Origin of the sequence: Petroclostridium xylanilyticum, from assembly GCF_002252565.1 — a bacterium.
Taxonomy (GTDB): Bacteria; Bacillota; Clostridia; order SK-Y3; family SK-Y3; genus Petroclostridium; species Petroclostridium xylanilyticum.
Genome location: NZ_NPML01000002.1, coordinates 76,098 through 98,830, shown reverse-complemented (window position 1 = coordinate 98,830; position 22,733 = coordinate 76,098). Strand labels below are relative to the sequence as shown.

Here is a 22,733-nt window from a genome sequence, read left to right as displayed (position 1 = left end):
CCTCTCCCATGACAATTTTAAAGCTCTTTTAACGGTTTAATGATCTTTTCAATTAATGCTTCATCGTCTGTAATACTGATAAGTGGCAAACTGAAAACATACGCCTCATCAATATGTTTGCATTCCTCGGATTGGAAATGATTAACTTTGCCATCCAATTCATAGTTATTGTCTTCACTTGCATCAGACCAATAAAACCAGATATTCCATAAATCCCAATGATCCCTTTTATCTATATCGGAGTATACAATTTTTCCGGCAGTAATAATTGGTTCTTCTACTTCATCTCCCCAAAAAGTGATTGTAATGCATTTATTAACCAGTTTATCTTTATTGTTTTGATAAACTCGGAAAATTGCTTCAACAATCCATCTGTCGGCCTCCTGCAAGCTTGCGCTTACATCCTTTGTTATTCTATTACCATATAAGTTCCCCCATTCAGGAGCCAATTGGTTGTCAATTTTAAATATTAATCGCTGACATTCTTTAAATACTTGTTGAATATATTGAAAAGCTAATGTTATTTGATGTCCCTTTTGAATATCACTCACACTGATTCCCCCTATAAAAAATATTTTTTTCTATTGTAATATCTAAGTTGTTCAATTGGTCAAAATAAGTTTTCTTCTCAGCAGAACTGTTTTCATCATTATAAAAAATCGGGTACGGCAATGAAAAAGCTGAATTCAACGACTTTTCCGGTAGAGATATCCCTGAAAAATCCCTCAATCCGAGCTTTTCCATATACTTCATCAAGTCGTCTACGATAATCTTTTCAAATGATGAATAGAATGGATACATTTTCTCAAGTGTTTTGTACAATTGATGCCATCTCAGATGAAATACATTTTCTTTTATTTCATTATATCTGCTTTGTATTATTTGGGTAGTTGCCGTTATATCCAAGTAAGCTTCGGCTTCTGTCAAATAAATAATATATCCCTTTCTGCCTTTGAAGCTTGACACAGATGATTCCGTAAAATTCTCTATATCATTACTTATTGCTTCAAAATAGCGAACTAATTGATCATTTTCGTCTGTTCCACTTTTCCCTGATTTGAATTTTGCTTCAACAACAAGAAGCAAGTCATCAAAACCATGTACATGGTCTCTAAATATAAGGATTAAATCCGGCTCTCCATAATTCTGATTCCAGGTCCAGAATACATATTCTACTTCCCGATAGCATCTCAGTTCAATTCCTTCCGAATTTAATTTTTCCCAGAGAGTTGTCCTTTCCTCGTTATATAAAAACGCAGATTCAATAAAAGGAATCAATATCATGTCTGGCCTTAGATATTTTAGAGTGCCAAAGACTGTTGAAGTAAGGATATCCTCAGTATACTCATAACCTAATGATTTGCCTTCAAGTACGGCTTGTATCAAATTATCACCCCCAATGGATAACTCCAAAAGCTCAAAATAGGTTTATTATTTAAAGAACTTAAAAATATCAAATATACTAAATGTGGTTTTACGGTAGACCTTGTTATACAAGGCTTTTTTAGGATTTGTAATCCAACCCCATCCTCTTGGTGCTTTCACCCCTAAGCTATGGCGTATGTATCTTTTTACACTCGTTCTTGCTGCAATACTCTTTCTAATACTTGGTTTTCTCATACCAAACTTCACCATGATCACACTCCCTCTATAATAAATTGTATCAAACAATATGTACAATAAAACGGACAGTCGTTTTTAATTTATAAAACAACTTATCCGCTTTACTCTGCATAAACTATTTGCATTATAATTCCTTTAGCGCCCATCATTGGTTTTTCCGGAATAGTTTTAAGACCTTTTTCAAGGATTACTTTCCCCATCACTGCCAGACATAAGGCATCTACCACATCGTCAATTTTCTTTCTATATGGGACATCGGCTAAAAATTTCTCTACAACTTGATCTGCTTTAGGATAATATTCTCTGAGTATTCCAAGACGTTTTTGTTGACCTTCGGTAGATGTTTTATGCTCAAGAATTGGCTGATTGTTATTAAGCTTTGAAAAACAAAATTCCGGATGGCTTTCAAGAAGCCCGTTTTTCCACTGAGGTTTGCTTTGCAAGAATTCATCAACTTGCTTTATTGCTTTGGCTATACCCAAGGTTTGTTCAGAGAGGCTTTTTCCTAAAATAGCAATGTTTCGCTCCCTTGCTACTTTCTTATCTTCTGCATATACTGCCTGTCTGCAAGGAACTTCAAATATGCTTGAGCCTTTCTTACCAAGCTCCTTTTTCACAATCAGATCTGGGCGTAGCTGATCTACAATTTCAATATTCGTCATTCTGTCAACTCGATAATGGGTGAAATCATTATATTTTTCTGAGAAGGTAATAAGATAATAATTTTCATCATCCCAGGATAAAGCATAAGGACTTACAAAATAAAGTTCTCCATTCTTTCTATATCTCTTTTCTTTTTTAATATCGTAGTCAAAATACTTGAAAGATACCTGCTTATTCTCTGCAATTGCGATATGAAGCCTGTCCACATTATAATAAATGTTTTCATTAATAGCCTTAACCCTGTTTGCCACATAAACTTGGCGATGAAGTAACGCAGCTTGATTAGAGCTTGCCAGGCTCTCGATCTTTTTTATAAGTTCATTACTCTTTTTATATGTAATAAATTTCGAACATTGAACAGCATCAACCATAGTTTCAATTCCGGTAATTCAAAAGGACGGTTTGTCACAAAATAATCCGTAGTTTTTGTTTTCCGAGTAGCAATATCTATTCCGTAATGACGTAAGGCCTCTATATCGTCGTAAATTGATTTTCGCTCAGCAGTAATGCCATAGCGTCCAAGTTCTGCTATCATGTCATTTATTGTCATTGTATTTTCTTCATCCGTTTTTTCAAGAAGCATTTTCATTAAGTATAGAATTTTCAACTTCTGATTGGAACTTTTTGCCATAACTGCACCCCTATAACCGCAATATTATTCCAAATAATTACACCTCCAATGATACCATAATATCACAAGAGGTGTCCAATAAAACGGATTGTGTTTTTGTATCCTACTTTTATCAGACTAATATTTTTACCGATATAAATTTGGTCGTTCAAAAAATGGACTCTATGAATGCCGAGGGGTATCATTTCAGAACATAAGTGTGATTCTAAATCTCATATTTTTCTTTAAACTTCTTAACCGCTGTCCTGCCCTCCATTCATCACAGTGCGATTCTATTATCCTTTACGTTCTTAACCTGCTTTGGGTCAACCAGTCTTTCCGGGTGCTCCTGTTCCTGCTTCTTGATATACTCAAGAAATCCTTCCAGACCGCCATGCTGTTCCAACAACTGCTCTCTTGACTTCCAGACTTCCTCAACAATCGGATCTCTATACGCCATAATTATCCCTCCCCATCAATTCATCAGGCGTTAGCAATATCGGTTCAAACAAGTTATTCTTCCGGTTGTAGTTTCGCAGCTTCGACATTATCTCGCCTTGAGCCATATGTGTACAGTTCCATGTGAGAAGATAGTCCATCTCACTTATTACCGCAAATGCAAGATGGTACGCATCAAGCCTTGCCTTCTCAGGTATATCCAACAATTTAATGTACTCATCGGCAAGCCTGCTTATATCATCTGTCAGCTTCAATATTTTAATACCGGAAATCAAGTCCAGCCTTCTCTTTGCTGCTTCCGGGTCGCCCATACGGCATTCTGCAATGACTACTTCCGAAATATATAAATCGTACTTAAATCTTGCAGTATCCCACCACTCCCTTGATGTCTGCTGCCTGGCAGCAATAACGATATCCCTGCTGAATCTGGCAGTAGCATAACTCGGTATTGTTGTTTCTATATAAACTTTCTCCATCGCAGCCTCCTTCACTTAACTATCAACTCAACTATATACTTGTACGTCAGGCTTCACGCTAACAAGCCTGTGGTACTTGTAGTATGTGTTCTCACTGCCAACAAATACCCTTCTTCGGCTCTGTCTGACCTTCAATGTCGGATCAAGTCTCATCCTGAAATCAGTCTTGCTATTGTCGCTGATCTGCTTAATGCTGCCCATATAGATCACGGCATGGTACATTTCCTTTCTATCCTCATACTCATATATTTCCTCGACTCCTGTAATCCATCTTGCAGACCAGTTGGGTACAGGCTCAAGCCTTTCCTGTATCTTTCTCTTAATGTTTGAAACTACATATTCATCATCAATAAGCTGTTCGCCCTCACCCTTGATAGTCTGATACAGAGGAAGTACATACTATCTTCTTCTTGACCCTGCTTGAGGCAATGGATGCCATGTCATTAGCAATATTCACAAGGAATGTTACACCTTTATACATCGCCCATAGGTCAACATTACAACCAGCCCCAGTAAAGGCTTCCCACTTTGCAGGTCTTCTTGTCCCTGTAGCCATCGGCATCAGCAGGAAGGTATCGGTAACCTTTGCTGCCGCCTGTGCCAATACCACAAGTAGCTGATCTCTATTTAAGAGAAATGCTGCGTGTCCAGCGAATTTCATCCTACGCTCTATCTCAATGGACATCTGCTCCGTGAGCTTCAGCATGAATTCTCGTACCATTTCAAGCGGCTTCAGGTAGACAACATCCAATCCTTCTACACAATACGCATCACGAACAATTTTGTTCATACCTTCATCATTCCAGTATGTTTAAAATCCAAGCAGTCTGTTAACTGCATCCCTACATAGAGTATTATAACACAACGAATGCGATGCTGTCTTAAAATTTGTGCACAAAGTTGGATTTTTCCACATCGACTATCGTTGCTCTCTCTCCCTAAGCTCCAGGTATATCATCACAAATATGCGTATTCAAGGCTCTTTGGAGTGGTGGTAATCAGGCTTCAAACTGCACAAAACAACCACGTATATATTATGTGCCATCAATGACTGTTTGTAACTAACTTTTCTAAAATTCTTAAAAATGACAAATTAATGTTAACTGACGTAGAGGTACTTACAGATACAATTCATCTACCTTCATTAAAATCTATGCCTATGTTATTATCAATCAACTTATTCTGTTCTGTACTTCAATGATAGTATAGTCTTTTGTGGGTTATTGTTGGGGGTTAATCTGTATTGATTTCCCCCACGTTTCCTCCAAGATTCCCCCAGACTTTTGTGGCTGAAGCCGCTATTTATGAGGTGTTCGGGTTTATCTTAATGCCTGTCCTAATGTTTTCACCGAAAAGTTCCGAACGCTCTGTATAACCTTTCATAGAATAGGGTCGCAGTGTAATTAGAAGCTCCATCCTTCAACTTCCATGAATTGTTCAAGGTTAATACACTTAACATTGAATCGCTCACAGATGTTCGGTATCTTTGCTCCATTGGGTTTATTAGCTTCATTTGTAATGACTGTACCGTCAATTATTTTTGCTTTCGCAATAACGAATGGGTCTGCTACTGGCTTACCGCTTAGTAGGTTCTTTCCGGATATTATTACTTGGAAGTGCTCTACTTTAAATATGTCCTGAACATCCATCCCATGTCCGTACTTCTCCGAGAATTTATATGCAGTCACAGACTTGATATTGGTCTCCAGCTTTAAAAGCTGCTTTAAAAATATAAAACGCAGTTCCCTATCAAACTCATAAAGTGCATAGATTTCATCAAAGTCGGCACCATCCTTAAATTTCTCTTCGGGTGATGCAATTTCCAGAAACAGGTCTTTGTAGCCATTTATAACATTATAATAATTTTCGGTTTGAAGAACTCCTATGGCTCCTTTATCAACTTTCAATCCCCTACTTCTGAGTATCTCTATCTGCTCACGATAAGTTTTAAACAGCTTGTCCCCCATCGCAATCCCCTTAATGTAAAATGGCCCTGGCTCTCAAGGAACACCAGGGCACTGATCAACTTTATCGATAACATCTTTTACAAGGTTATCGTAACATAACAATTACAAGTAGTCAATACTTATTGTGATTGTCATGCATAAATAGTATATGCAAAAAAACTAAAATAGAATCTCATTATACACTATTTTACCGCAGACGCTTAATATTTTCATAAAATACCAGCGGTGACTTTTTGTCATTAAATATTGACTTTTCATCGTCTATACCGATGTTTATACCGATGTTTCCCGAAGTTTTTCTGCGGAATATAGTTGTGAAAAAGCCTGTTATTTCAAACTCCGGTTCAGGTATTCCAGCTTCTTTACAGGCTTCCTTCATCCTATTAATACCTGTTCCCATTTTCTCTATATAGTGAATACGGTGCAATAAGGAAGCAATGGTAGGATTCCTTGTCATACTTCTTTTCCCGAAATCCTCTAAAGTCATACCGTGAGGCAGGGAACCAGGATTGCTGATTTCAACCCGGTCATCAAAAATCTCAACCATCACGTTGGCACCTTTTTCAAAGTAGTCCCTATGACAAACAGCATTAATAACTGCCTCCCTTATTGCTATTTCAGGTATTTCAAGAATCTCTTTTCTACGGATTTCCTTGATTTCATATCTCAAGTTCAGATGCTTCTTAAGAAACAGAACAGCCTCATCAATAACAGTAACCAAATCACCAATCAGGTCTTTCCGGTCAAGAACTGTTATCTTTTCAGTCCCTTTATATAAAGCACAGACCACTTGAGCCTGAGGAATATATTTCATAGGCTCATTTGAAAAGAATAGCACTCCTGCATTTGTTAAAGAAGTATGTCCTTCTGTTTTCACACAGCAATCCAGATTCAGAAGCATATCTTCCGGAGGAAGAACATTGCTAATTCCAGAAAGGTTCAGATACTTATCAAATGCTTTCCTGTCCAAGGATTCAGGTACTGTCGCCTCCGATTTAACAAGTTCATCAAATCGTATACGCCCCTCTGACTGTATAAAAGCAATAATTTCATTCCGTCCAAGCTTTTGAGAATTTGGCCCGACTCTGAGGAAAAAACCCTTTGAGCAACTATACGGCTTTTCTTTTCCTTCTGGCACTGACAGGATGATAATATTATTAAAAACATCAAGTTTAACAGCTACGTCCGGCTGTATCTGTCTTAGCGTGTCGTGAATTCGAGAACGGGCGGCGTTGCTGATATCAGTGCCAGTGATTTTGTCACCATCATCAACACTTATAAATACACGTCCGCCGGATGCATTTGCAAATGCGCATACTTCCTCTACGAGGCTCTTATCCACACTTTCTTTAAATTCAACTTTATAGCTTTCACCCTGATCTCAAGTTCAGTCTGCGTCATAAAGTTCAACCTCAAATCATAATAACCCAAAATGCCTATACAATTTGTTAAAATATAGTTACTACCATTTTATCCGCTTGTCCAAAATTATGCAAGGAAATGTTATTCTAATCAATCTTGATTCTTATTAATTATCTTTTTTGTACACTCAAGGGTTATCTAAAATCAACAAGGTAACAAAACCTCTGCAGCCCTCTATTTATCAACCTTTCGCCCTCTCAATCCTCGCGACAGTCTCACAATGCCTCAAGCGCATGAAAAAGATAATTTTTAGGAAGTTTTTCTTAAGTGTATAAAGCCATTTTCAATATGCAAGTCTAAATTCTGTTCTTTACTTTTCTTCTTTCCCAAGACAACACTTTTTATATTTCTTTCCGCTTCCACAAGGACATGGATCATTTCGCCCCACATAATTTTCCCGCTTGAAAGGTACATTCATAAAGTTTTGATTACTCTTGTGCTCGTTTAAGAAAGTTCCCATAAAACGCTCATCCTCTATCTCATTTTCATCATCCTCATCAAACGGGTATTCGCCATCACCATCCACTTCACACGAAAAGCCTCCAACCCATCCTTCCAGTGAATGTACATCTTCTTCAGATATAAAGGAATAATCGTCATCTTCCTTTAGTTCATCCAGAACCTCTTTTACCGACCTTTTAAGTTGGCGGTTCATAAAGTCCAGGTCAGCGATGATTTCCATTACTTTTCCATCTGCTACCGCCTTTTCTATGTCGTCCTTAAGTCCTGCAGGGTGTATCAACGAGCAGCACCTGGGAAGCGTGTCCCACACAAAGCTATAGTCCACCTCAAGCTTTCCATTAAAAAGCTCTTTGAAATAGAAAACAAGCTGTTCTCTCGAAACCACACCGTGATTCAATAAAATCAAAAGAGATTCTAACGCCTCTGTTCTCACATATTCATCCAATGAAGAATTCTCTATGATTCCTTTGATCGGTTCTATATTTCCGTCACAGACTGATGCAAGGATGTTTTTAAAATCCTCGGTGACCACATCCCCCAGCAAGTCAAATATCTGTTCATCCGGTAGGGATGCAATCTTGATAATACTTTCATACGCTTTTTTCTCTCGAAAGTATGCGAGAAGATAAATTGCAGGAAAATGAACCAGATACTTTGCGTCTTTTGATAAATTTTCTACATTACTTAGCGTATATTCCAATATTTCAAGCAGTTCCGGAATCGCTTCCTCTTTATTCGCCAAAGCATATTTTACAGCCTCTGCCGGGTAATGATCCTCAAACCGCTCATACCCCTTAAAAATTTTTAAATTCATCGTCGTAGCTCCCCTCTATGTTTGCCTATTCCTCTCTCCCGCGCATCGCGTGGATGTTAATCTGGGGTTATATGTCATGGAATGTATATAGAAAAATTCACAGCATGATTTATCTTCCCTTCCTGGGCGCTCTTACATCAAATAATCCAGATGCTTGTAATGCCTGGTTGAGCTCACCTTTAAAGGCAGTATGCCGGGGATACTTACTTCTATATTTTTCGGTTAAATCCATACCTTCCTGCTTTTCTCCCCTGTTTGCCAAGGTCTCAGCCATTGCAACCAACAGTCCTGCTGCTTTATGATAGCTCCCCCGATGCTGGTTGCTGACAATTGCATCTACCCTACGTCCTATTTCGTCTTTACACCATTTTAGATAAAACTCCTCTTGCTCCTTGGTTAGTTTTATAGACTCTTTTATAACCTCAATAATCTTCCGGTACTTTTTAACATAATCCCTGCTTGCATTATAACTCGTATTTTCAATCACATTCTCCCATTGTTCGTAAAGAATTTTTGAGTGAATTCCTTCCTTTGATAAAACTACCATCATAAACGTTACAAATACCGGTTTGGGATTTTCACTGGAGCTCCAGCCAAGCGGACCTCTGCCTTTACACATTTCAAATACCTTTTCATATCTTCCACCTAAAAGCAGAGCATTGAATAGAACCCCTTCGGATACAAAAGACGTATTTTGCTCTCTACTGTGGTAGTTGTTTACAGGTATCCTGCTTTTACCTCGAAGCTTCATAATTCTTTGTTCAGCTTCATTCCGTACCTCTTCAAAGCAATCACATTCAATAGCAGTTATATACAAGTCAAGTAAATATCCCATAGAAGGATTGGAATAAAAGCATTCCCTATACCCCTCCAATTTCAACTTATTATCATTCAACTTTTCCCCTATCCTTGAAATGGTTTCTGCTACTTCAGCCCTTACTGCATAATCTCTGGGAATCCTGGACAAACCTTCTCTGGCAACCTGAATGACCGAATCTGTATCATCTTCCATCTCTAAAGACGCAATCCAATCAATATATGCCTTGGGATATTTATCTGGATATTGCCTTGCAAATTCAGAAATAGCAGGAATACCACCCTTTAAAAAAACAGCTTCCCTCAGTAACTCGCTGACGTTCATTGGACTTTGTTTTTTTAAAAATTCAATCCATTCTGCTAGAAAAGCGTCAAAATCCGGCAACAAAGTGTCTAACGCATCAATGATATTTTTCAATTTAATTTTACGAGTCAGATACCTGTATTCATTCATTGATTCATACAACGAAGCCGGCCGCTCTTCGGAAGTGGAATTCATATATACAGACCTGAGAAAGAGCGCAACCTGCTCATCCATATCCACTTTTAACATATTACTGTAATCCGGGTCGCCAGGAAGATGTCCCGGTTCCTGTCCCATCTCCAATATGTCGAATAGTCTTCTATAGGCCTCTTCAGCAAGCTTATATTTTCCTTGCAGCAATAAACTTCTGGCTTGCAGAAAAAATTCGTCCATTTCCTCTGCCCAACTTTCATCGCCCCAATCTCTTTCTTCATGGATTGCATCATCCCAGCCCCATCCGTCGCAATATTCACCATCCTCCACTCTCTGTGCAAAAGCTTCTATCTCATCCATCAGCGTTTCCAAATTGGATATAACTTCCTTCTTATGCTTCGGAAGTACTAATTTATCCAAAAACTCTTGCCTCTTTGAAGGATGTTCTTTGCTGGCCCAGTCCAAGATTAAGTTACAAAAATCTTCTGTAGCAAAATTTTTTAAACGCATCCTTACTTCTTCCATAAATTCTTTATAACTTAATACAGCCATGTCTCTACTCCTTCCCTTTTCTATCCCCATAATTCCTGATATTCTTCTTTGTATTGTTCAAATTCATCCCCATAGTACTTCTTAAGGCGTTCAAAAATTTCAAACACAACAGGGCAAACCGCACAGTTTTCAACAAGGTTGATGAGCCTTGACCATATTTCATCTTTGTGCGTAAATGGATATTCCCTGCAATTTTCCGGCCTGCATTCATAGATTGAGCAACCAATTCCTGTTAAAAACGGACAGGGTTTTTTATTTATTATAAAGCCTTCTTCTGTTTTGATAAGATGCTTATCTTTGAACGCAACATCTGTCATTCCCAATCTTTTGGAAATCAATTGTTATTTGTTCACGGTTCACAGTTCTCAGTTCACAGAAATTAACCAAGAAAATCCTGTGAACCGTGAACTGTGAACTAAAATAGACAATGTAAAGTACTTAGTAATACTTATATAGATTCTGTTCCCCGTCTGAGAGGTTTCCTAATTTCTTTCGGAGGTTCTTTGACATGGTCTCTATCACAGGAACCTTTATCGTCTTCATCGCAATAGAAAAAAGCCAGCAATTTTCAATCTCCCGGTCTCCTCAAGATAATTCGAATCAAAATATATGTATGTTCTGCATTTGTCTCTTTTTTCATATTCAATGGCTTTGTTTTTAATAAAATCGGTAATGTCTTCATCTTTTTTACAATAAAAAAGAGAGAACGCGTCTCTTCATAAATTCTCATCAATGTCCTTTGCTTTAATCAAGCCTTGGAGCGAAGCAAACTCAATAATTTTCTCTCACTCCTTTTCAAATCAGCAATAACATTTCTGGAATCTATATTTAAAGGCTTTGTATTCTGAATTCCTTTTTGAAGCCTCTCAACGATCTCTCTTTTTGTTATAGCAAAATCCTTTGTAAATGAAATTGTTGCCATCTTTGATCACCTCTTTCTCTTGCCTTCACTTTTATTATACTACCAGACAAATAAAATATCAAACACATTCAGATTTAAAATTTACATTGTTTATTTCCCAATACCATTTTTCTTGAACCTTTGCGAACAAGCAGAATTTCTTGTCATGCGCTTTTTTAATTTCCATCTTTTTCCACTCAATACCAAATCTTATTAAATATCATTTTTGTGCACTCAAGGGTTACCCAAAATCAACAAATTTATAAAGTACCCCAAACCCTCTATTCATAAGCCTTTCACCCTCTCAATCCTCACGACGGCCTCACAATGAAAAGTCCACAGAAACATGTCCACTGGCTTGATTCCCTTAACATAAAACCATTTTCAAAGAGGTAATTCAAATGATACTATTTTTATCCAGATGCATCTATGGAAAACGGGGTTTTTGAAATTGCTCTCAAAAACCCCGCAAACCTGCATGGTTACTAGTCAAAATGGACTTGCATCTATATTGACTTAACATTTTGGTGGAGGCGAGGGGAATCGAACCCCTGTCCGAAAACATATCCACACAAGCTTCTCCGAGTGCAGTCAGTGTTTTGACATTCCCTCCACCTGACGCCCACTGACAGGCTTCAGGCTTTAGTAGCTTCATTTGTCATGCCAGGCTCAAAGCTTTGCCAGGTCACGTTCACCGCTGGTCGACGCCCAATCCCGGGCCGCGGTAGTCCCGGGTTGAACGGCTGCCTTTAATTAGGCAGCAAATGCTAAATTATCTTCAGCGTTTATATTTAAAATTCCAAGTTTTAAAGTGGCCCTGGTCCACTACTCGCTACTCGTGCTTCAACATCCCCGTCGAAACCAGTACGCCCCCATATATAAGTGGGGAGTGAATAGTGAAGAGTGGGAAGAAAAACATCCCTCAAAATACAACTATTCGTTCCACATCTATCAATAATTATACACTATCATATATAAGATAATGACAAGTTTAAGTGTACACTGGCAAACACTCCCCACTGTCCACTACTTATATCTTATTTCTTTCTTTTAATGCCCTGTCCATATCCCGTTTTGCATCTCTTTCTGCAATATCAGCTCTTCTGTCGTAGTTCTTTTTACCTTTTGCAAGTGCAAGCTCAACTTTAACTAATGAGCCTTTGAGATAAACCTGCAGCGGTATAAGTGAGTATCCTTGCTGCTGTGTTGCACCTATCAGTTTGTTTATCTGGTAACGGTGTAAAAGTAATTTTCTATTCCTCAAAGGGTCTTTATTGAATATATTCCCCTTTTCATAAGGGCTGATGTGCATACCCTTTAAGATTACTTCTCCATGGTCCACAGAGGCATAGCTGTCTTTCAGGTTGACTTTGCCCTGACGTATGGATTTAACCTCAGTACCTGAAAGCTCAATACCTGCTTCATAGCATTCTTCTATAAAATAATCATGTCTTGCTTTTTTATTTTGCGCTATTACTTTTACACTATCTTTACTCATGTTTTGCACCCACTTGCAACTGGATAAAATAGCCCTACTTGTACCGACAAATAGGGCATATACAGCTTATTCTAACGTCTCAACAATTTATTATATCACTGTTAATTTAATTGTCAAGTATAAATAAATTCCTTGTATACTATTTTTTTCTTCTTTTTTTGGTTTTTTCTTTCTCGGGTCTTTGACAGTTGCAACTTTTCAAACAGTGCTCAAAGCCTTGAAAATAGCACATTTTTGTGTCAAATTTGATTTTCTAAAAGTGCGTATTTTCTAGTGATTTTATTATTTTAATCTTAATTTTCAAATCATATCTGCCGATTTGTTAAATGACAGCAAATGCAGCATTAGCAAGAATTTTAAAAAACTACGCAAATTTTTTATTTAATCAAAAGCCTGAAACCCTTTAATATCAAGCCTTATCAGGCTTTTTGTATTCGTCAAGTGTCAAATATGGGATTATATCACTGTTAATTTAATTGTCAAGTATAAATAAATTCCTTGTATACTATTTTTTTCTTCTTTTTTTGGTTTTTTCTTTCTCTTTTGTCTTCTCTCTTTTCTTAGGTCTTGTGGATACTTTTGCTTTTTTATTTGCTAATCCAGTCTCAGGTATAGTATAAAATTTATCATCTTCCAATTGCCCGTCGTTTTCAATTTCTTCAACTAGGACAAAATCAATCTGCCTAGTTGCTAAATCAGCTTTAACCAATTTTACTTTTACTTCATCACCAATCTTATAGATTTTCTTTTTATTTTCTCCAATCAAGCTGTAATGCTTATCATCATATATATAATAGTCATCCTCCATGCTGCTTACCCGGACAAGACCTTCTATAGTATTCTCCAGTTCAACAAACATTCCGAAGGAAGTTACACTGGAGATAACTCCTTCAAATACTTCTCCTACCTTATCCTGCATATATTCCGCTTTTTTCAAATCTTCCGTTTCCCGTTCCGCTTCCTGCGCAGCAATTTCCTGATCGGATGATTGTTTTGCTGCTTGCTGTACAAAAGTTTTTAAGTATTCTTCCCTTGCAGGTGTGATACCTCTGCTGAGATTTTCCTTGATAATCCTATGGATTACAAGGTCAGGGTATCTCCTGATAGGTGAAGTAAAGTGGCAATAATACTTGGCGGCCAGCCCAAAGTGGCCTAAATTTTCATGAGAATACTTGGCTTTCATTAATGAACGAAGCATTACCGTACTGATAATTCTTTCTTCTTTTTTTCCCTTAATTTTATTCAACAGTTGCTGCAGTGATTTAGGATGTATCTTCGCAATACCTTTCAAATGGTATCCCAGATTGTATATTAATTTATTAAAATTTTCAATTTTCTCCGGGTCCGGTTCTTCATGAATCCTATATACAAAAGGAGTATTTGCCCAAAACATATGTTCTGCTACCGTTTCATTACAAATAAGCATGAATTCCTCTATAATTTTGTTGGATATGGTTATTTCATATTTTTTTACTTCAACAGGCTTTCCTTTTTCATCTAAGATAATTTTTGCTTCCGGAAAATCAAAATCTATACTTCCCCTGTCAATTCTCTTTTGTCTTAAAATCAGCGCCAGCTCTTTCATTAGTTTAAAATCATCAATTAAATCTTTATACCTTTCTATCAGCTCCGGATCTTCCTCTTCCAGAATCCTGGTAACATTCGTATATGTCATCCGTTCTCTGGTTTTGATTACACTGTCAAAAATCTCATAATCAACTACTTTTCCTGTTTTATCAATTTCCATAAAAACTGAAAGGGTTAACCTATCGACCTGGGGGTTTAGACTGCATATTCCGTTGGATAACTTTTTGGGAAGCATGGGAATTACCCTGTCTACAAGATATACACTGGTAGCTCTCTTAAATGCTTCTTTATCCAGTGGACTGTTTTCGGTCACATAATGGCTTACATCAGCGATATGTACGCCTAGCCTATAATTTCCATTTTCCAATCTTTCCACTGAAACAGCATCGTCTAAATCTTTTGCATCTTCGCCATCGATGGTCACGATCTTTAGATGTCTCAAATCATGACGTTTTTGTATTTCATTTTCAGGTACAGTATCAGATATTCTTTCAGCTTGTTTTATTACATCCTCTGGAAACTCTTCACTCAAATTAAATTGTTTAATGATTGAAACAATATCGGTGCCCGGATCATCCTTGTGTCCCAATACTTCAACAACTTTTCCTTCTGGATTCCTTCTGGCCTCCGGCCATCTTGTGATTTTTACAACAACTTTCTGCCCTGTTTTTGCACCATTAAACTCATCCTTTGGTACAAAAACATCCTGGGATATTTTTCTGTCGTCAGGCACAACAAATCCAAAATATTTGCTGCTCTCAAAGGTACCTACAATTGTCTCATTAGCTCTTTTTAAAATACGGATTATTTCTCCTTCGGCTCTTTTCCCTTCAATAATTGCACGGGTAAACCTGGCGATTACCCTGTCATTGTGCATTGCTCCGTTAGCGTTTTCCAATGGAATAAATACATCTGCAATGGTTTCATCATCAGGAACAACAAAGCCAAACCCTCTCTCATTGCCCTGAAACCGACCAGTAACAAGTCCCATTCTTTCAGGAATTCCATACCGGTTTTTCTTAGTCTTAATAATTCTTCCATCTGCCTCTAATTCATCTATGATGCTTAAAAAATGACCTATTTCCTCCCTTGGTACATCTAAAACAGTAATTAATTCTTCAATTAAAAGAGGTTTGTACGCATCCTCCCGCATAAATGCCAGTATTTTTTCTTTTTGTGTCATATTCACCACGTCCTGTTTTTAATATCATTTATTATAATACTGTCCAAATTTGCTTAATCTTACTCCAAATCTTTTTTGTTTTTTAATGCATATTAGGATCTATTTTATTGTAAAAGGCCAAAGACGCATTGTTCCATCCGCAGAGTTTCGAGGTAAAAAACTTCCCAAAAACAACAAAAACATCCTGTGACAGGATGTTTTTAAATATTTTTATCTTAAGAGCGCCAATAAAAGTGAGGTAACAATAAATACAACGGCAGCAACGGATGTCCACTTGCTTAATATTGCATCAATTGTTCTTCCTTTGTTTTTACCAAAAAAAGTTTCTGCACCACCTGCAATAGAGCCAGACAAACCAGCACTTTTTCCTGACTGTAAAAGAACAATCGCAATTAAGGAAATAGCAACAATTATATGTATAATTGTTATAAATATAGTCATTTTTACACCTCCCAAATTGTTAACACAATTATTTTAACACATTCAAATAGCCAGTACAACAATTTTTTGAAATTTAGGGTGCATTTAATTTAGTTGAAGAATATTGTTATAACAGGCTCTAAGCCTTTTTGCAACGCTCTTTCCATAATATTCATCAACTAAAAAATATACACGCTGAAATTTAAGCGTTAAATAAAAAGTGGGAAGGTGAAAAGTTAAATATTTTAACTCTTCACTCCCCACTCCAAACTGCTAATTATTATTTGTTTTTAAGATTGAACCAGGCTTTTAATCCCAGGTATTGGGCAGTTTCTCCCAGTTCCTCTTCAATTCTTAATAACTGGTTGTATTTTGCAACACGGTCAGTTCTTGAAGGTGCTCCGGTCTTAATCTGTCCTGCATTTACAGCAACCGCAATATCAGCAATTGTTGTATCTTCAGTTTCTCCGGACCGGTGAGACACAACTGCAGTATAGCCTGCTCTGTTAGCCATTTGGATAGCGTCCAGGGTTTCAGTTAAGGAACCGATCTGGTTAACCTTGATAAGAATGGAGTTTGCTACACCAAGATTGATACCTTTTTCCAATCTTTCAGTATTGGTTACAAATAAATCGTCTCCAACCAATTGAACTCTGTCACCAATTTTTTCAGTTAAAAGTTTCCAACCTTCCCAGTCATCCTCAGCAACACCGTCTTCAAGGGAAATGATTGGATATCTGTCAGCCAGGTCAGCCCAGTATTGTACCATTTCTTCTTTGGTCTTAACAGCTCCGGATTTTGGAAGATGATATTTTCCATCTTCTTTATACCATTCAGAGGAAGCTGCATCGATAGCAATTCTGAAGTCATCGCCAGGTTTGTATCCGGCTCTTTCGATAGCTTTCATGATTACATCCAAAGCTTCTTCGTCCTTGCTGAGGTTAGGAGCAAATCCACCTTCATCGCCTACAGCAGTAGTGTTACCCATTTCAGATAATACTTTCTTAAGGTTGTGGAATACTTCTGCACACATCTGTAATGCTTTTTTGAAGCTGTCAGCTCCTACAGGCATAATCATGAATTCTTGAATATCGACGTTATTATTTGCATGAGCTCCGCCGTTTAATATGTTCATCATTGGTACGGGAAGTACTTTTGCATTAGTTCCTCCTATGTACTGGTAGAGGCTCATTCCAAGTGCTTCAGCAGCAGCTTTTGCACAAGCCAGAGATACACCTAATATTGCATTAGCACCTAATCTTCCCTTGTTAGGAGTACCATCCAATGCAATCATAGTCTTATCAATAGCAACTTGATCCAATACATTCATACCGATGATTGCTTCTGCAATTTCATTGTTTACATTCTCAACAGCTTTGGTTACACCTTTTCCAAGGTATCTATTCTTGTCACCGTCTCTTAATTCGACAGCTTCAAAAATACCAGTAGATGCGCCGGAAGGAACAGCAGCTCTTCCTACATACCCTCCTTCTACCACTACTTCAACCTCAACCGTAGGATTTCCTCTGGAATCCATAATTTCTCTCGCAAAAACGTCTTGAATTTCAATATACTGCTTCATCAAAATTTCTCCTTTCGTGATATTGTTTATATTACAAGTGGGGAATGCGAAGTGAGGAGTGGAGAGTATAAAAGCCCACTGCCTGACGTCCATCATCCCTCACTAGCTAGCTCTAGTATATAATTATTTAAGCAAGCTTTCACCTGTCATTTCCTTTGGCTTTTCCAGCCCCATGATATCCAGCATGGTAGGAGCGATATCAGCCAATCTTCCTTTTTTAAGTTTTGCGTCTTTTCCAATCAAGATAAGAGGCACTACGTTAGTTGTATGGGCTGTGTGGGGGCCTCCTGTCACATAGTCAATCATCTGGTCTGAGTTGCCGTGGTCGGCAGTAATAAGTATTATTCCATCCTGGGCTTGTACAGCTTCTACCACTCTTCCTATGCATTCATCTACTGCCTCAACAGCTTTTACAGCAGCTTCAAAAACTCCGGTATGTCCTACCATATCACAGTTTGCATAATTTAATATGATAACATCATATTCTTTAGAATTTATTCTCTTTACTACCTCTTCAGTCACTTCATAAGCACTCATTTCAGGCTTCATGTCATAAGTTGCCACCTTGGGGGATGGAATTAATACCCTGTCTTCTCCCTCATAGACTGCTTCTACACCACCGTTGAAAAAGAAGGTTACATGGGCATATTTCTCTGTCTCTGCAATTCTGAGCTGCCTGTAGCCAAGTTTGCTGATATATTCCCCAAAAGTATTGGTAAGTTCCTGGGGTTTAAAAGCCACTGATACATTAGGCATTTCGGCATCGTATTGTGTCATGCACACATAATGTACAGGGAAGTAACCCTTTTTTCTTTCAAAGCCCTTGAACTCAGGGTCTACAAATGTACGGGTAATTTCTCTGGCCCTGTCCGGGCGGAAATTAAAGAAAATGATAGAGTCATTCTCCTCTATAGTCGCTGTTGGTTTTCCACCCTTTGTAATCACTGTAGGAATTACAAATTCATCAGTAACATCATCATTATAGGACCTCTCTACCGCCGTAACAGCCGATTCACAGACAGGGCCTGCGCCCAATACCATTGCTTCATAGGCCTTTTGGACGCGTTCCCATCTATTATCACGGTCCATTGAATAATATCTTCCCATTACAGTAGCTATTTGCCCAATCCCTATTGCCCTCATTCTTTCTATCAGTTGTTGTACAAACTCTCTTCCTGAGGTAGGTGGAACATCTCTTCCGTCAAGGAAGCAATGAACATACACATCTTCCAATCCTTCTCTTTTAGCTAATTCTAATAAAGCATACAGGTGTGTATTATGGCTATGCACACCGCCATCGGAAAGCAAACCAAACAAGTGAAGTTTGGAACCATGTTTTTTGCAATTATCGATTGCTTTTAATAAAATTTCATTATGGTAAAATTCGTCTTCTTTAATAGATTTGGTAATTCTGGTTAATTCCTGGTAAACAATTCTTCCAGCACCAATATTTGTATGTCCTACTTCTGAATTTCCCATTTGTCCTTCAGGCAGTCCTACATCCAACCCGCTGCAATGAATAATAGTGTTTGGATATTCCTTCATAAACCTATCCATATTAGGAGTATTTGCTGCCATTATAGCATTACCTTTTTCTAACTCATTTAGCCCATATCCATCCAGGACAACAAGCATAACCAGTTTATTTTTCATAAAATTCTCCTCACAATATAGTTCACGGTTCATAGTTTACGTTTCATAGTTCACGGATAAAATGCTGTGAACTGTTAACTGTGAACCGTGAACGTTAATATTAGTCATTATATCTAACAATCTTACTAAACTCTTCAGCCTTCAGGCTTGCTCCACCTACTAAACCGCCATCAATGTCAGGCATGTTCATCAATTCATTTGCATTTGCAGCATTTACACTGCCGCCGTATTGTATTCTGGTGTAGGTTGAAACTTCCTCACCAAACAACTCTTTAATAGTTTCTCTTATTACTGCATTTACTTCATTAGCCTGTTCTGCAGTAGCAGTCTTTCCTGTCCCAATTGCCCAGATAGGTTCATAAGCAATAACTACTTGTTTTGCCTGCTCAGGTGTTAATCCTCTTAATGCTATCTTTGTCTGCATTCTAACAAGGTCATTGGTAATACCCTGTTCTCTCTGCTCAAGAGACTCCCCAACACAAACAATTGGTATTAATCCGTGCTTGAATGCAGTCAATACTTTTTTGTTTACAATTTCGTCAGTTTCAGCAAAATACTGCCTTCTTTCAGAGTGACCTATAATCACATACTTTACACCTAAATCAACAAGCATATTAGGCGCAACTTCTCCTGTATAGGCACCTTTCTCTTCAAAATACATATTCTGCGCACCAACTGCAATGTTTGAGCCCTCTACTGCTGCTTTCACTGCCGGGATACAAACAAACGGCGGGCATACAACTACTTCCGCATCAACATTTGCCACAAGGGGTTTTAATTCTTCTACTAAAGCAACTGCTTCGGTAGGAGTCTTATTCATCTTCCAGTTTCCGGCTATGATTTTTTTTCTTGGATTTTTATCATCCAATACAGCTATTCCTGGCAATACTTTTCCTTCTAAAAATTCAAGGGAAGCACCACCGCCGGTTGAAATATGGGTCATCTTATCTGCATATCCCAGTTGTTCAACTGCTGCAGCTGAATCACCACCGCCGATAATGGTAATAGCATTAGCTTTTGCAACACATTCAGCTATCTCTTTTGTCCCTTCTGCAAATCTGGGGAACTCAAATACCCCCATAGGCCCATTCCATATAATTGTTTTTGCTTTCTTTATTACATTAGCAAATTTTTCTACAGTAATATGGCCGATATCAACACCCATCCAGCCATCGGGCATAGCATCAGAAGGTACATACATAGAATTTGCATCAGGCTTGAATTCATCTGCTACAATACTACCTACAGGCAGCAACAAATCAACACCTTTTTCTTCCGCTTTTTGCATAAGCTTTCTGGCAAGGTCGAGTTTATCTTCTTCACAAATTGAATTACCAATCTTATAACCTTTTGCCTTTAAGAAAGTATATGCCATTCCTCCGCCTATGAGCAATGCATCTACCTTATCCAGAAGATTTTCTATAACTCCTATTTTATCAGAAACCTTGGCTCCACCCAAAATAGCTATAAAAGGTCTTTCCGGGTTAGATAAAGCTTTACCCATTACTTCTATTTCTTTTTGAATCAAATATCCGGCAACCGCTGGAAGATAGTCTGCAACCCCAGCCGTTGAAGCGTGAGCTCTGTGGGCAGTTCCAAAAGCGTCATTTACAAAGATATCCGCCAGGCTGGCAAGAGCTTTTGCAAATTCCGGATCGTTCTTTTCCTCTTCCTTATGATACCTTACGTTTTCCAGTAAAACAACGTCTCCGTCTTTCATTGCAGCAACAGCAGCTTTTGCACTTTCTCCAATTACATCTTCTGCCATTACTACTTCTTTTCCTAATAATTCGCTCAACCTTTTTGCAACGGGTTTTAGACTGTATTTTGGATTAAATTCTCCCTTTGGTCTTCCCAGGTGTGAACAAAGTATAACCTTTGCACCCTGATTCATAAGATACTTGATAGTTGGCAAAGCACCTACAATTCGGTTTTCATCAGTGATATTTTTGTTTTCATCCAATGGTACGTTAAAATCACATCTTACCAGCACTCTTTTTCCAGACACTTGAATGTCTTCTATGGTCTTCTTGTTCATCATTTTTTGTCACCTCTTATAAAGATTATGTAACTATAAATTTTAAAAAAGCCCGGTCCTATAATGCATTTACTACACATTACAAAACCGGACCTCCAATTCTTAATTCTTAATTGTTAATTGTCAATTCTCAATTCAAAAACTATCCACTGTCCACTATTTTCGCACTAATGTCCACGGATGCAATTAATATTGCGGCTCTCTCCGAGCTATCTTTATATTAAATCCCTTTGCTGGCAATATAGTTAACAAGGTCAACGATTCTATTGGAATAACCCCATTCGTTATCATACCAGGATACAATTTTAACCATATTGTCACCCATTACCATGGTAGATAAACCGTCAATAATTGACGATCTTGGATCACCTTTATAATCGATAGATACCAAAGGCTCATCAGAGTATCCAAGGATACCTTTCATCGGCCCTTCAGCAGCTGCTTTTAAAGCAGCATTAACAGATTCTTTAGTAACAGGTTTTTCAGTTTCTATAACCATATCCACGATAGATACAGTTGGAGTAGGCACTCTTAGTGCAAAACCATTGAATTTGCCTTTAAGCTGAGGCAATACTAAAGCAACAGCTTTTGCTGCACCAGTTGTGGTAGGAATCATAGAAAGTGCTGCAGCTCTAGCTCTTCTTAAGTCAGAGTGAGGAAGGTCAAGAATTCTCTGGTCATTTGTATATGAATGAACAGTTGTCATTAACCCTTTTACGATACCGAATTCAGCATCAATAACCTTTGCAAAAGGAGCCAAACAGTTTGTTGTACAGGATGCATTGGAAATAATATGATGCTGTGCAGGGTCATACTGGTCTTCATTGACACCCATAACAATTGTAATGTCTTCGTTGGTAGCAGGTGCAGAAATAACAACCTTTTTAGCACCAGCTTTCAAATGCTTTTCAGCTGCTTCCCTCTTGGTAAATAAGCCTGTAGATTCAATTACAATCTGTACACCAAGATCTGCCCAAGGAAGGTTTGCAGGATCTCTTTCTGCAACAATCTTTATTTCCTTGCCATTAACAATGATAGCACCTTCTTTAACTTCAACAGTGCCATCAAATTTACCAAAACAGGAATCATATTTTAAAAGGTGTGCAAGCGTTTTTGAATCTGTTAAGTCGTTGATGGCTACAACATCAATCTGATCAGCAAATTTTTCCATAATTACTTTGAAAGCATTTCTCCCAATTCTTCCAAAGCCGTTAATACCTACCTTTATTGCCATAGCAAATCATCCTCCTAGTATGTAGTAGTGTTGTATTGATATATATTTAAGCTACAACGTAGCCTACAACCTATTAGTAAGACTTTCCTATATTGCCGAATACATTTTATATTATTTCAATCAAGTTTTCAAGTGATAAAAGAAAATTTATTAAATTTTTAACAATTTCCTGCTAATCATAATACAGTCCCTTTTAAACATCTCCAAATTTCTTATAAATTATACTGTTTTTTTATAATTAACCAACTTTAAAACTAAATATTTTGACTTTAAAGTTGGTTAATTTCATCGATAACTACATTAATTTATTTTTAAC

General features: G+C 37.7%; 22 protein-coding genes, 1 other RNA gene and 1 pseudogene. All 24 read right to left on the bottom strand.

Annotated features, from left to right (window positions below):
- Positions 1-17: 17 nt before the first annotated feature.
- The 24 genes and pseudogenes from CIB29_RS00605 to gap all read right to left on the bottom strand — a co-directional run bounded on the left by CIB29_RS00605 (position 18) and on the right by gap (position 22,417).
- Positions 18-551: a hypothetical protein gene (locus CIB29_RS00605; protein WP_094545743.1), complete on the bottom strand. Its 534-nt coding sequence runs from the start codon at positions 549-551 to the stop codon at positions 18-20.
- Positions 544-1,386, bottom strand: a complete 843-nt coding sequence (locus CIB29_RS00600) for a hypothetical protein (RefSeq protein ID WP_094545741.1) — start codon at positions 1,384-1,386, stop codon at positions 544-546. Before CIB29_RS00600 ends, CIB29_RS00605 begins: the two co-directional genes overlap by 8 nt.
- Positions 1,387-1,431: 45 nt before the next feature.
- Complete coding sequence (locus tag CIB29_RS00595; RefSeq protein WP_341444347.1) at positions 1,432-1,635, bottom strand: hypothetical protein; 204 nt, start codon at positions 1,633-1,635, stop codon at positions 1,432-1,434.
- Between the two features lie 89 nt (positions 1,636-1,724).
- Complete coding sequence (locus CIB29_RS18785; RefSeq protein WP_242965008.1) at positions 1,725-2,537, bottom strand: DUF429 domain-containing protein; 813 nt, start codon at positions 2,535-2,537, stop codon at positions 1,725-1,727.
- Positions 2,538-2,596: 59 nt separating this feature from the next.
- On the bottom strand, positions 2,597-2,917 hold the full coding sequence (locus tag CIB29_RS19115; protein WP_242965007.1) for a hypothetical protein: 321 nt from the start codon (positions 2,915-2,917) through the stop codon (positions 2,597-2,599).
- 259 nt (positions 2,918-3,176) lie between these two features.
- Positions 3,177-3,356: a hypothetical protein gene (locus tag CIB29_RS00585; RefSeq protein ID WP_094545739.1), complete on the bottom strand. Its 180-nt coding sequence runs from the start codon at positions 3,354-3,356 to the stop codon at positions 3,177-3,179.
- A complete protein-coding gene (locus CIB29_RS00580; protein WP_094545737.1) occupies positions 3,346-3,831 on the bottom strand; it encodes a type II toxin-antitoxin system VapC family toxin in 486 nt (161 codons plus the stop codon). Before CIB29_RS00580 ends, CIB29_RS00585 begins: the two co-directional genes overlap by 11 nt.
- A gap of 27 nt (positions 3,832-3,858) precedes the next feature.
- Positions 3,859-4,032, bottom strand: a complete 174-nt coding sequence (locus tag CIB29_RS18780; protein WP_198543680.1) for a hypothetical protein — start codon at positions 4,030-4,032, stop codon at positions 3,859-3,861.
- Positions 4,033-4,195: 163 nt separating this feature from the next.
- Positions 4,196-4,492: a hypothetical protein gene (locus tag CIB29_RS00570; protein ID WP_198543679.1), complete on the bottom strand. Its 297-nt coding sequence runs from the start codon at positions 4,490-4,492 to the stop codon at positions 4,196-4,198.
- A gap of 742 nt (positions 4,493-5,234) precedes the next feature.
- Positions 5,235-5,798, bottom strand: coding sequence for a DUF4411 family protein (locus CIB29_RS00565; RefSeq protein ID WP_094545731.1), 564 nt, complete (start codon positions 5,796-5,798; stop codon positions 5,235-5,237).
- Between the two features lie 187 nt (positions 5,799-5,985).
- Positions 5,986-6,345, bottom strand: coding sequence for an ATP-binding protein (locus CIB29_RS19375; RefSeq protein WP_278335799.1), 360 nt, complete (start codon positions 6,343-6,345; stop codon positions 5,986-5,988).
- A 525-nt stretch (positions 6,346-6,870) separates the two neighbouring features.
- Positions 6,871-7,158, bottom strand: a pseudogene (locus tag CIB29_RS19370) (AlbA family DNA-binding domain-containing protein); the annotation flags it as partial.
- A gap of 372 nt (positions 7,159-7,530) precedes the next feature.
- The gene (locus tag CIB29_RS00555; protein ID WP_094545727.1) at positions 7,531-8,496 is read right to left on the bottom strand and encodes a DUF1186 domain-containing protein; all 966 of its coding nucleotides are present in this window, start codon (positions 8,494-8,496) and stop codon (positions 7,531-7,533) included.
- 109 nt (positions 8,497-8,605) lie between these two features.
- Positions 8,606-10,321: a hypothetical protein gene (locus CIB29_RS00550; RefSeq protein WP_094545725.1), complete on the bottom strand. Its 1,716-nt coding sequence runs from the start codon at positions 10,319-10,321 to the stop codon at positions 8,606-8,608.
- A 20-nt stretch (positions 10,322-10,341) separates the two neighbouring features.
- Positions 10,342-10,638 (bottom strand): YkgJ family cysteine cluster protein, encoded by a 297-nt coding sequence (locus CIB29_RS00545; protein ID WP_094545723.1) that lies wholly within the window; start codon positions 10,636-10,638, stop codon positions 10,342-10,344.
- Between the two features lie 431 nt (positions 10,639-11,069).
- Complete coding sequence (locus CIB29_RS18460; RefSeq protein WP_157910161.1) at positions 11,070-11,243, bottom strand: hypothetical protein; 174 nt, start codon at positions 11,241-11,243, stop codon at positions 11,070-11,072.
- A gap of 504 nt (positions 11,244-11,747) precedes the next feature.
- Positions 11,748-12,096, bottom strand: a transfer-messenger RNA (tmRNA) gene (ssrA, locus tag CIB29_RS00540).
- A gap of 156 nt (positions 12,097-12,252) precedes the next feature.
- Positions 12,253-12,720, bottom strand: a complete 468-nt coding sequence (gene smpB, locus CIB29_RS00535) for an SsrA-binding protein SmpB (RefSeq protein ID WP_094545721.1) — start codon at positions 12,718-12,720, stop codon at positions 12,253-12,255.
- A 505-nt stretch (positions 12,721-13,225) separates the two neighbouring features.
- A complete protein-coding gene (rnr, locus tag CIB29_RS00530) occupies positions 13,226-15,490 on the bottom strand; it encodes a ribonuclease R (protein WP_094545719.1) in 2,265 nt (754 codons plus the stop codon).
- Positions 15,491-15,700: 210 nt separating this feature from the next.
- A complete protein-coding gene (secG, locus tag CIB29_RS00525; RefSeq protein WP_094545718.1) occupies positions 15,701-15,931 on the bottom strand; it encodes a preprotein translocase subunit SecG in 231 nt (76 codons plus the stop codon).
- Positions 15,932-16,190: 259 nt separating this feature from the next.
- The gene (gene eno, locus CIB29_RS00520) at positions 16,191-17,492 is read right to left on the bottom strand and encodes a phosphopyruvate hydratase (protein WP_094545716.1); all 1,302 of its coding nucleotides are present in this window, start codon (positions 17,490-17,492) and stop codon (positions 16,191-16,193) included.
- 123 nt (positions 17,493-17,615) lie between these two features.
- Positions 17,616-19,145: a 2,3-bisphosphoglycerate-independent phosphoglycerate mutase gene (gene gpmI / locus CIB29_RS00515; RefSeq protein WP_094545715.1), complete on the bottom strand. Its 1,530-nt coding sequence runs from the start codon at positions 19,143-19,145 to the stop codon at positions 17,616-17,618.
- Positions 19,146-19,245: 100 nt separating this feature from the next.
- Entirely contained in the window at positions 19,246-21,183 is a 1,938-nt protein-coding gene (gene tpiA / locus CIB29_RS00510) for a triose-phosphate isomerase (protein WP_094546004.1), read from the bottom strand.
- 220 nt (positions 21,184-21,403) lie between these two features.
- Positions 21,404-22,417, bottom strand: coding sequence for a type I glyceraldehyde-3-phosphate dehydrogenase (gene gap / locus CIB29_RS00505; RefSeq protein ID WP_094545713.1), 1,014 nt, complete (start codon positions 22,415-22,417; stop codon positions 21,404-21,406).
- Between the last annotated feature and the right edge of the window lie 316 nt (positions 22,418-22,733).

Bases quoted from the DNA above. Each gene is read 5' to 3' on its own strand.
- CIB29_RS00595 (WP_341444347.1), bottom strand. From the start codon at position 1,635: ATGGTGAAGTTTGGTATGAGAAAACCAAGTATTAGAAAGAGTATTGCA.
- CIB29_RS19115 (WP_242965007.1), bottom strand. From the start codon at position 2,917: ATGGCAAAAAGTTCCAATCAGAAGTTGAAAATTCTATACTTAATGAAA.
- CIB29_RS00585 (WP_094545739.1), bottom strand. From the start codon at position 3,356: ATGGCGTATAGAGATCCGATTGTTGAGGAAGTCTGGAAGTCAAGAGAG.
- CIB29_RS00580 (WP_094545737.1), bottom strand. From the start codon at position 3,831: ATGGAGAAAGTTTATATAGAAACAACAATACCGAGTTATGCTACTGCC.
- CIB29_RS18780 (WP_198543680.1), bottom strand. From the start codon at position 4,032: ATGGGCAGCATTAAGCAGATCAGCGACAATAGCAAGACTGATTTCAGG.
- CIB29_RS00570 (WP_198543679.1), bottom strand. From the start codon at position 4,492: ATGAAATTCGCTGGACACGCAGCATTTCTCTTAAATAGAGATCAGCTA.
- CIB29_RS00565 (WP_094545731.1), bottom strand. From the start codon at position 5,798: ATGGGGGACAAGCTGTTTAAAACTTATCGTGAGCAGATAGAGATACTC.
- CIB29_RS19375 (WP_278335799.1), bottom strand. From the start codon at position 6,345: ATGGTTGAGATTTTTGATGACCGGGTTGAAATCAGCAATCCTGGTTCC.
- CIB29_RS00555 (WP_094545727.1), bottom strand. From the start codon at position 8,496: ATGAATTTAAAAATTTTTAAGGGGTATGAGCGGTTTGAGGATCATTAC.
- CIB29_RS00550 (WP_094545725.1), bottom strand. From the start codon at position 10,321: ATGGCTGTATTAAGTTATAAAGAATTTATGGAAGAAGTAAGGATGCGT.
- CIB29_RS00545 (WP_094545723.1), bottom strand. From the start codon at position 10,638: ATGACAGATGTTGCGTTCAAAGATAAGCATCTTATCAAAACAGAAGAA.
- CIB29_RS18460 (WP_157910161.1), bottom strand. From the start codon at position 11,243: ATGGCAACAATTTCATTTACAAAGGATTTTGCTATAACAAAAAGAGAG.
- smpB (WP_094545721.1), bottom strand. From the start codon at position 12,720: ATGAGTAAAGATAGTGTAAAAGTAATAGCGCAAAATAAAAAAGCAAGA.
- rnr (WP_094545719.1), bottom strand. From the start codon at position 15,490: ATGACACAAAAAGAAAAAATACTGGCATTTATGCGGGAGGATGCGTAC.
- secG (WP_094545718.1), bottom strand. From the start codon at position 15,931: ATGACTATATTTATAACAATTATACATATAATTGTTGCTATTTCCTTA.
- eno (WP_094545716.1), bottom strand. From the start codon at position 17,492: ATGAAGCAGTATATTGAAATTCAAGACGTTTTTGCGAGAGAAATTATG.
- gpmI (WP_094545715.1), bottom strand. From the start codon at position 19,145: ATGAAAAATAAACTGGTTATGCTTGTTGTCCTGGATGGATATGGGCTA.
- tpiA (WP_094546004.1), bottom strand. From the start codon at position 21,183: ATGAACAAGAAGACCATAGAAGACATTCAAGTGTCTGGAAAAAGAGTG.
- gap (WP_094545713.1), bottom strand. From the start codon at position 22,417: ATGGCAATAAAGGTAGGTATTAACGGCTTTGGAAGAATTGGGAGAAAT.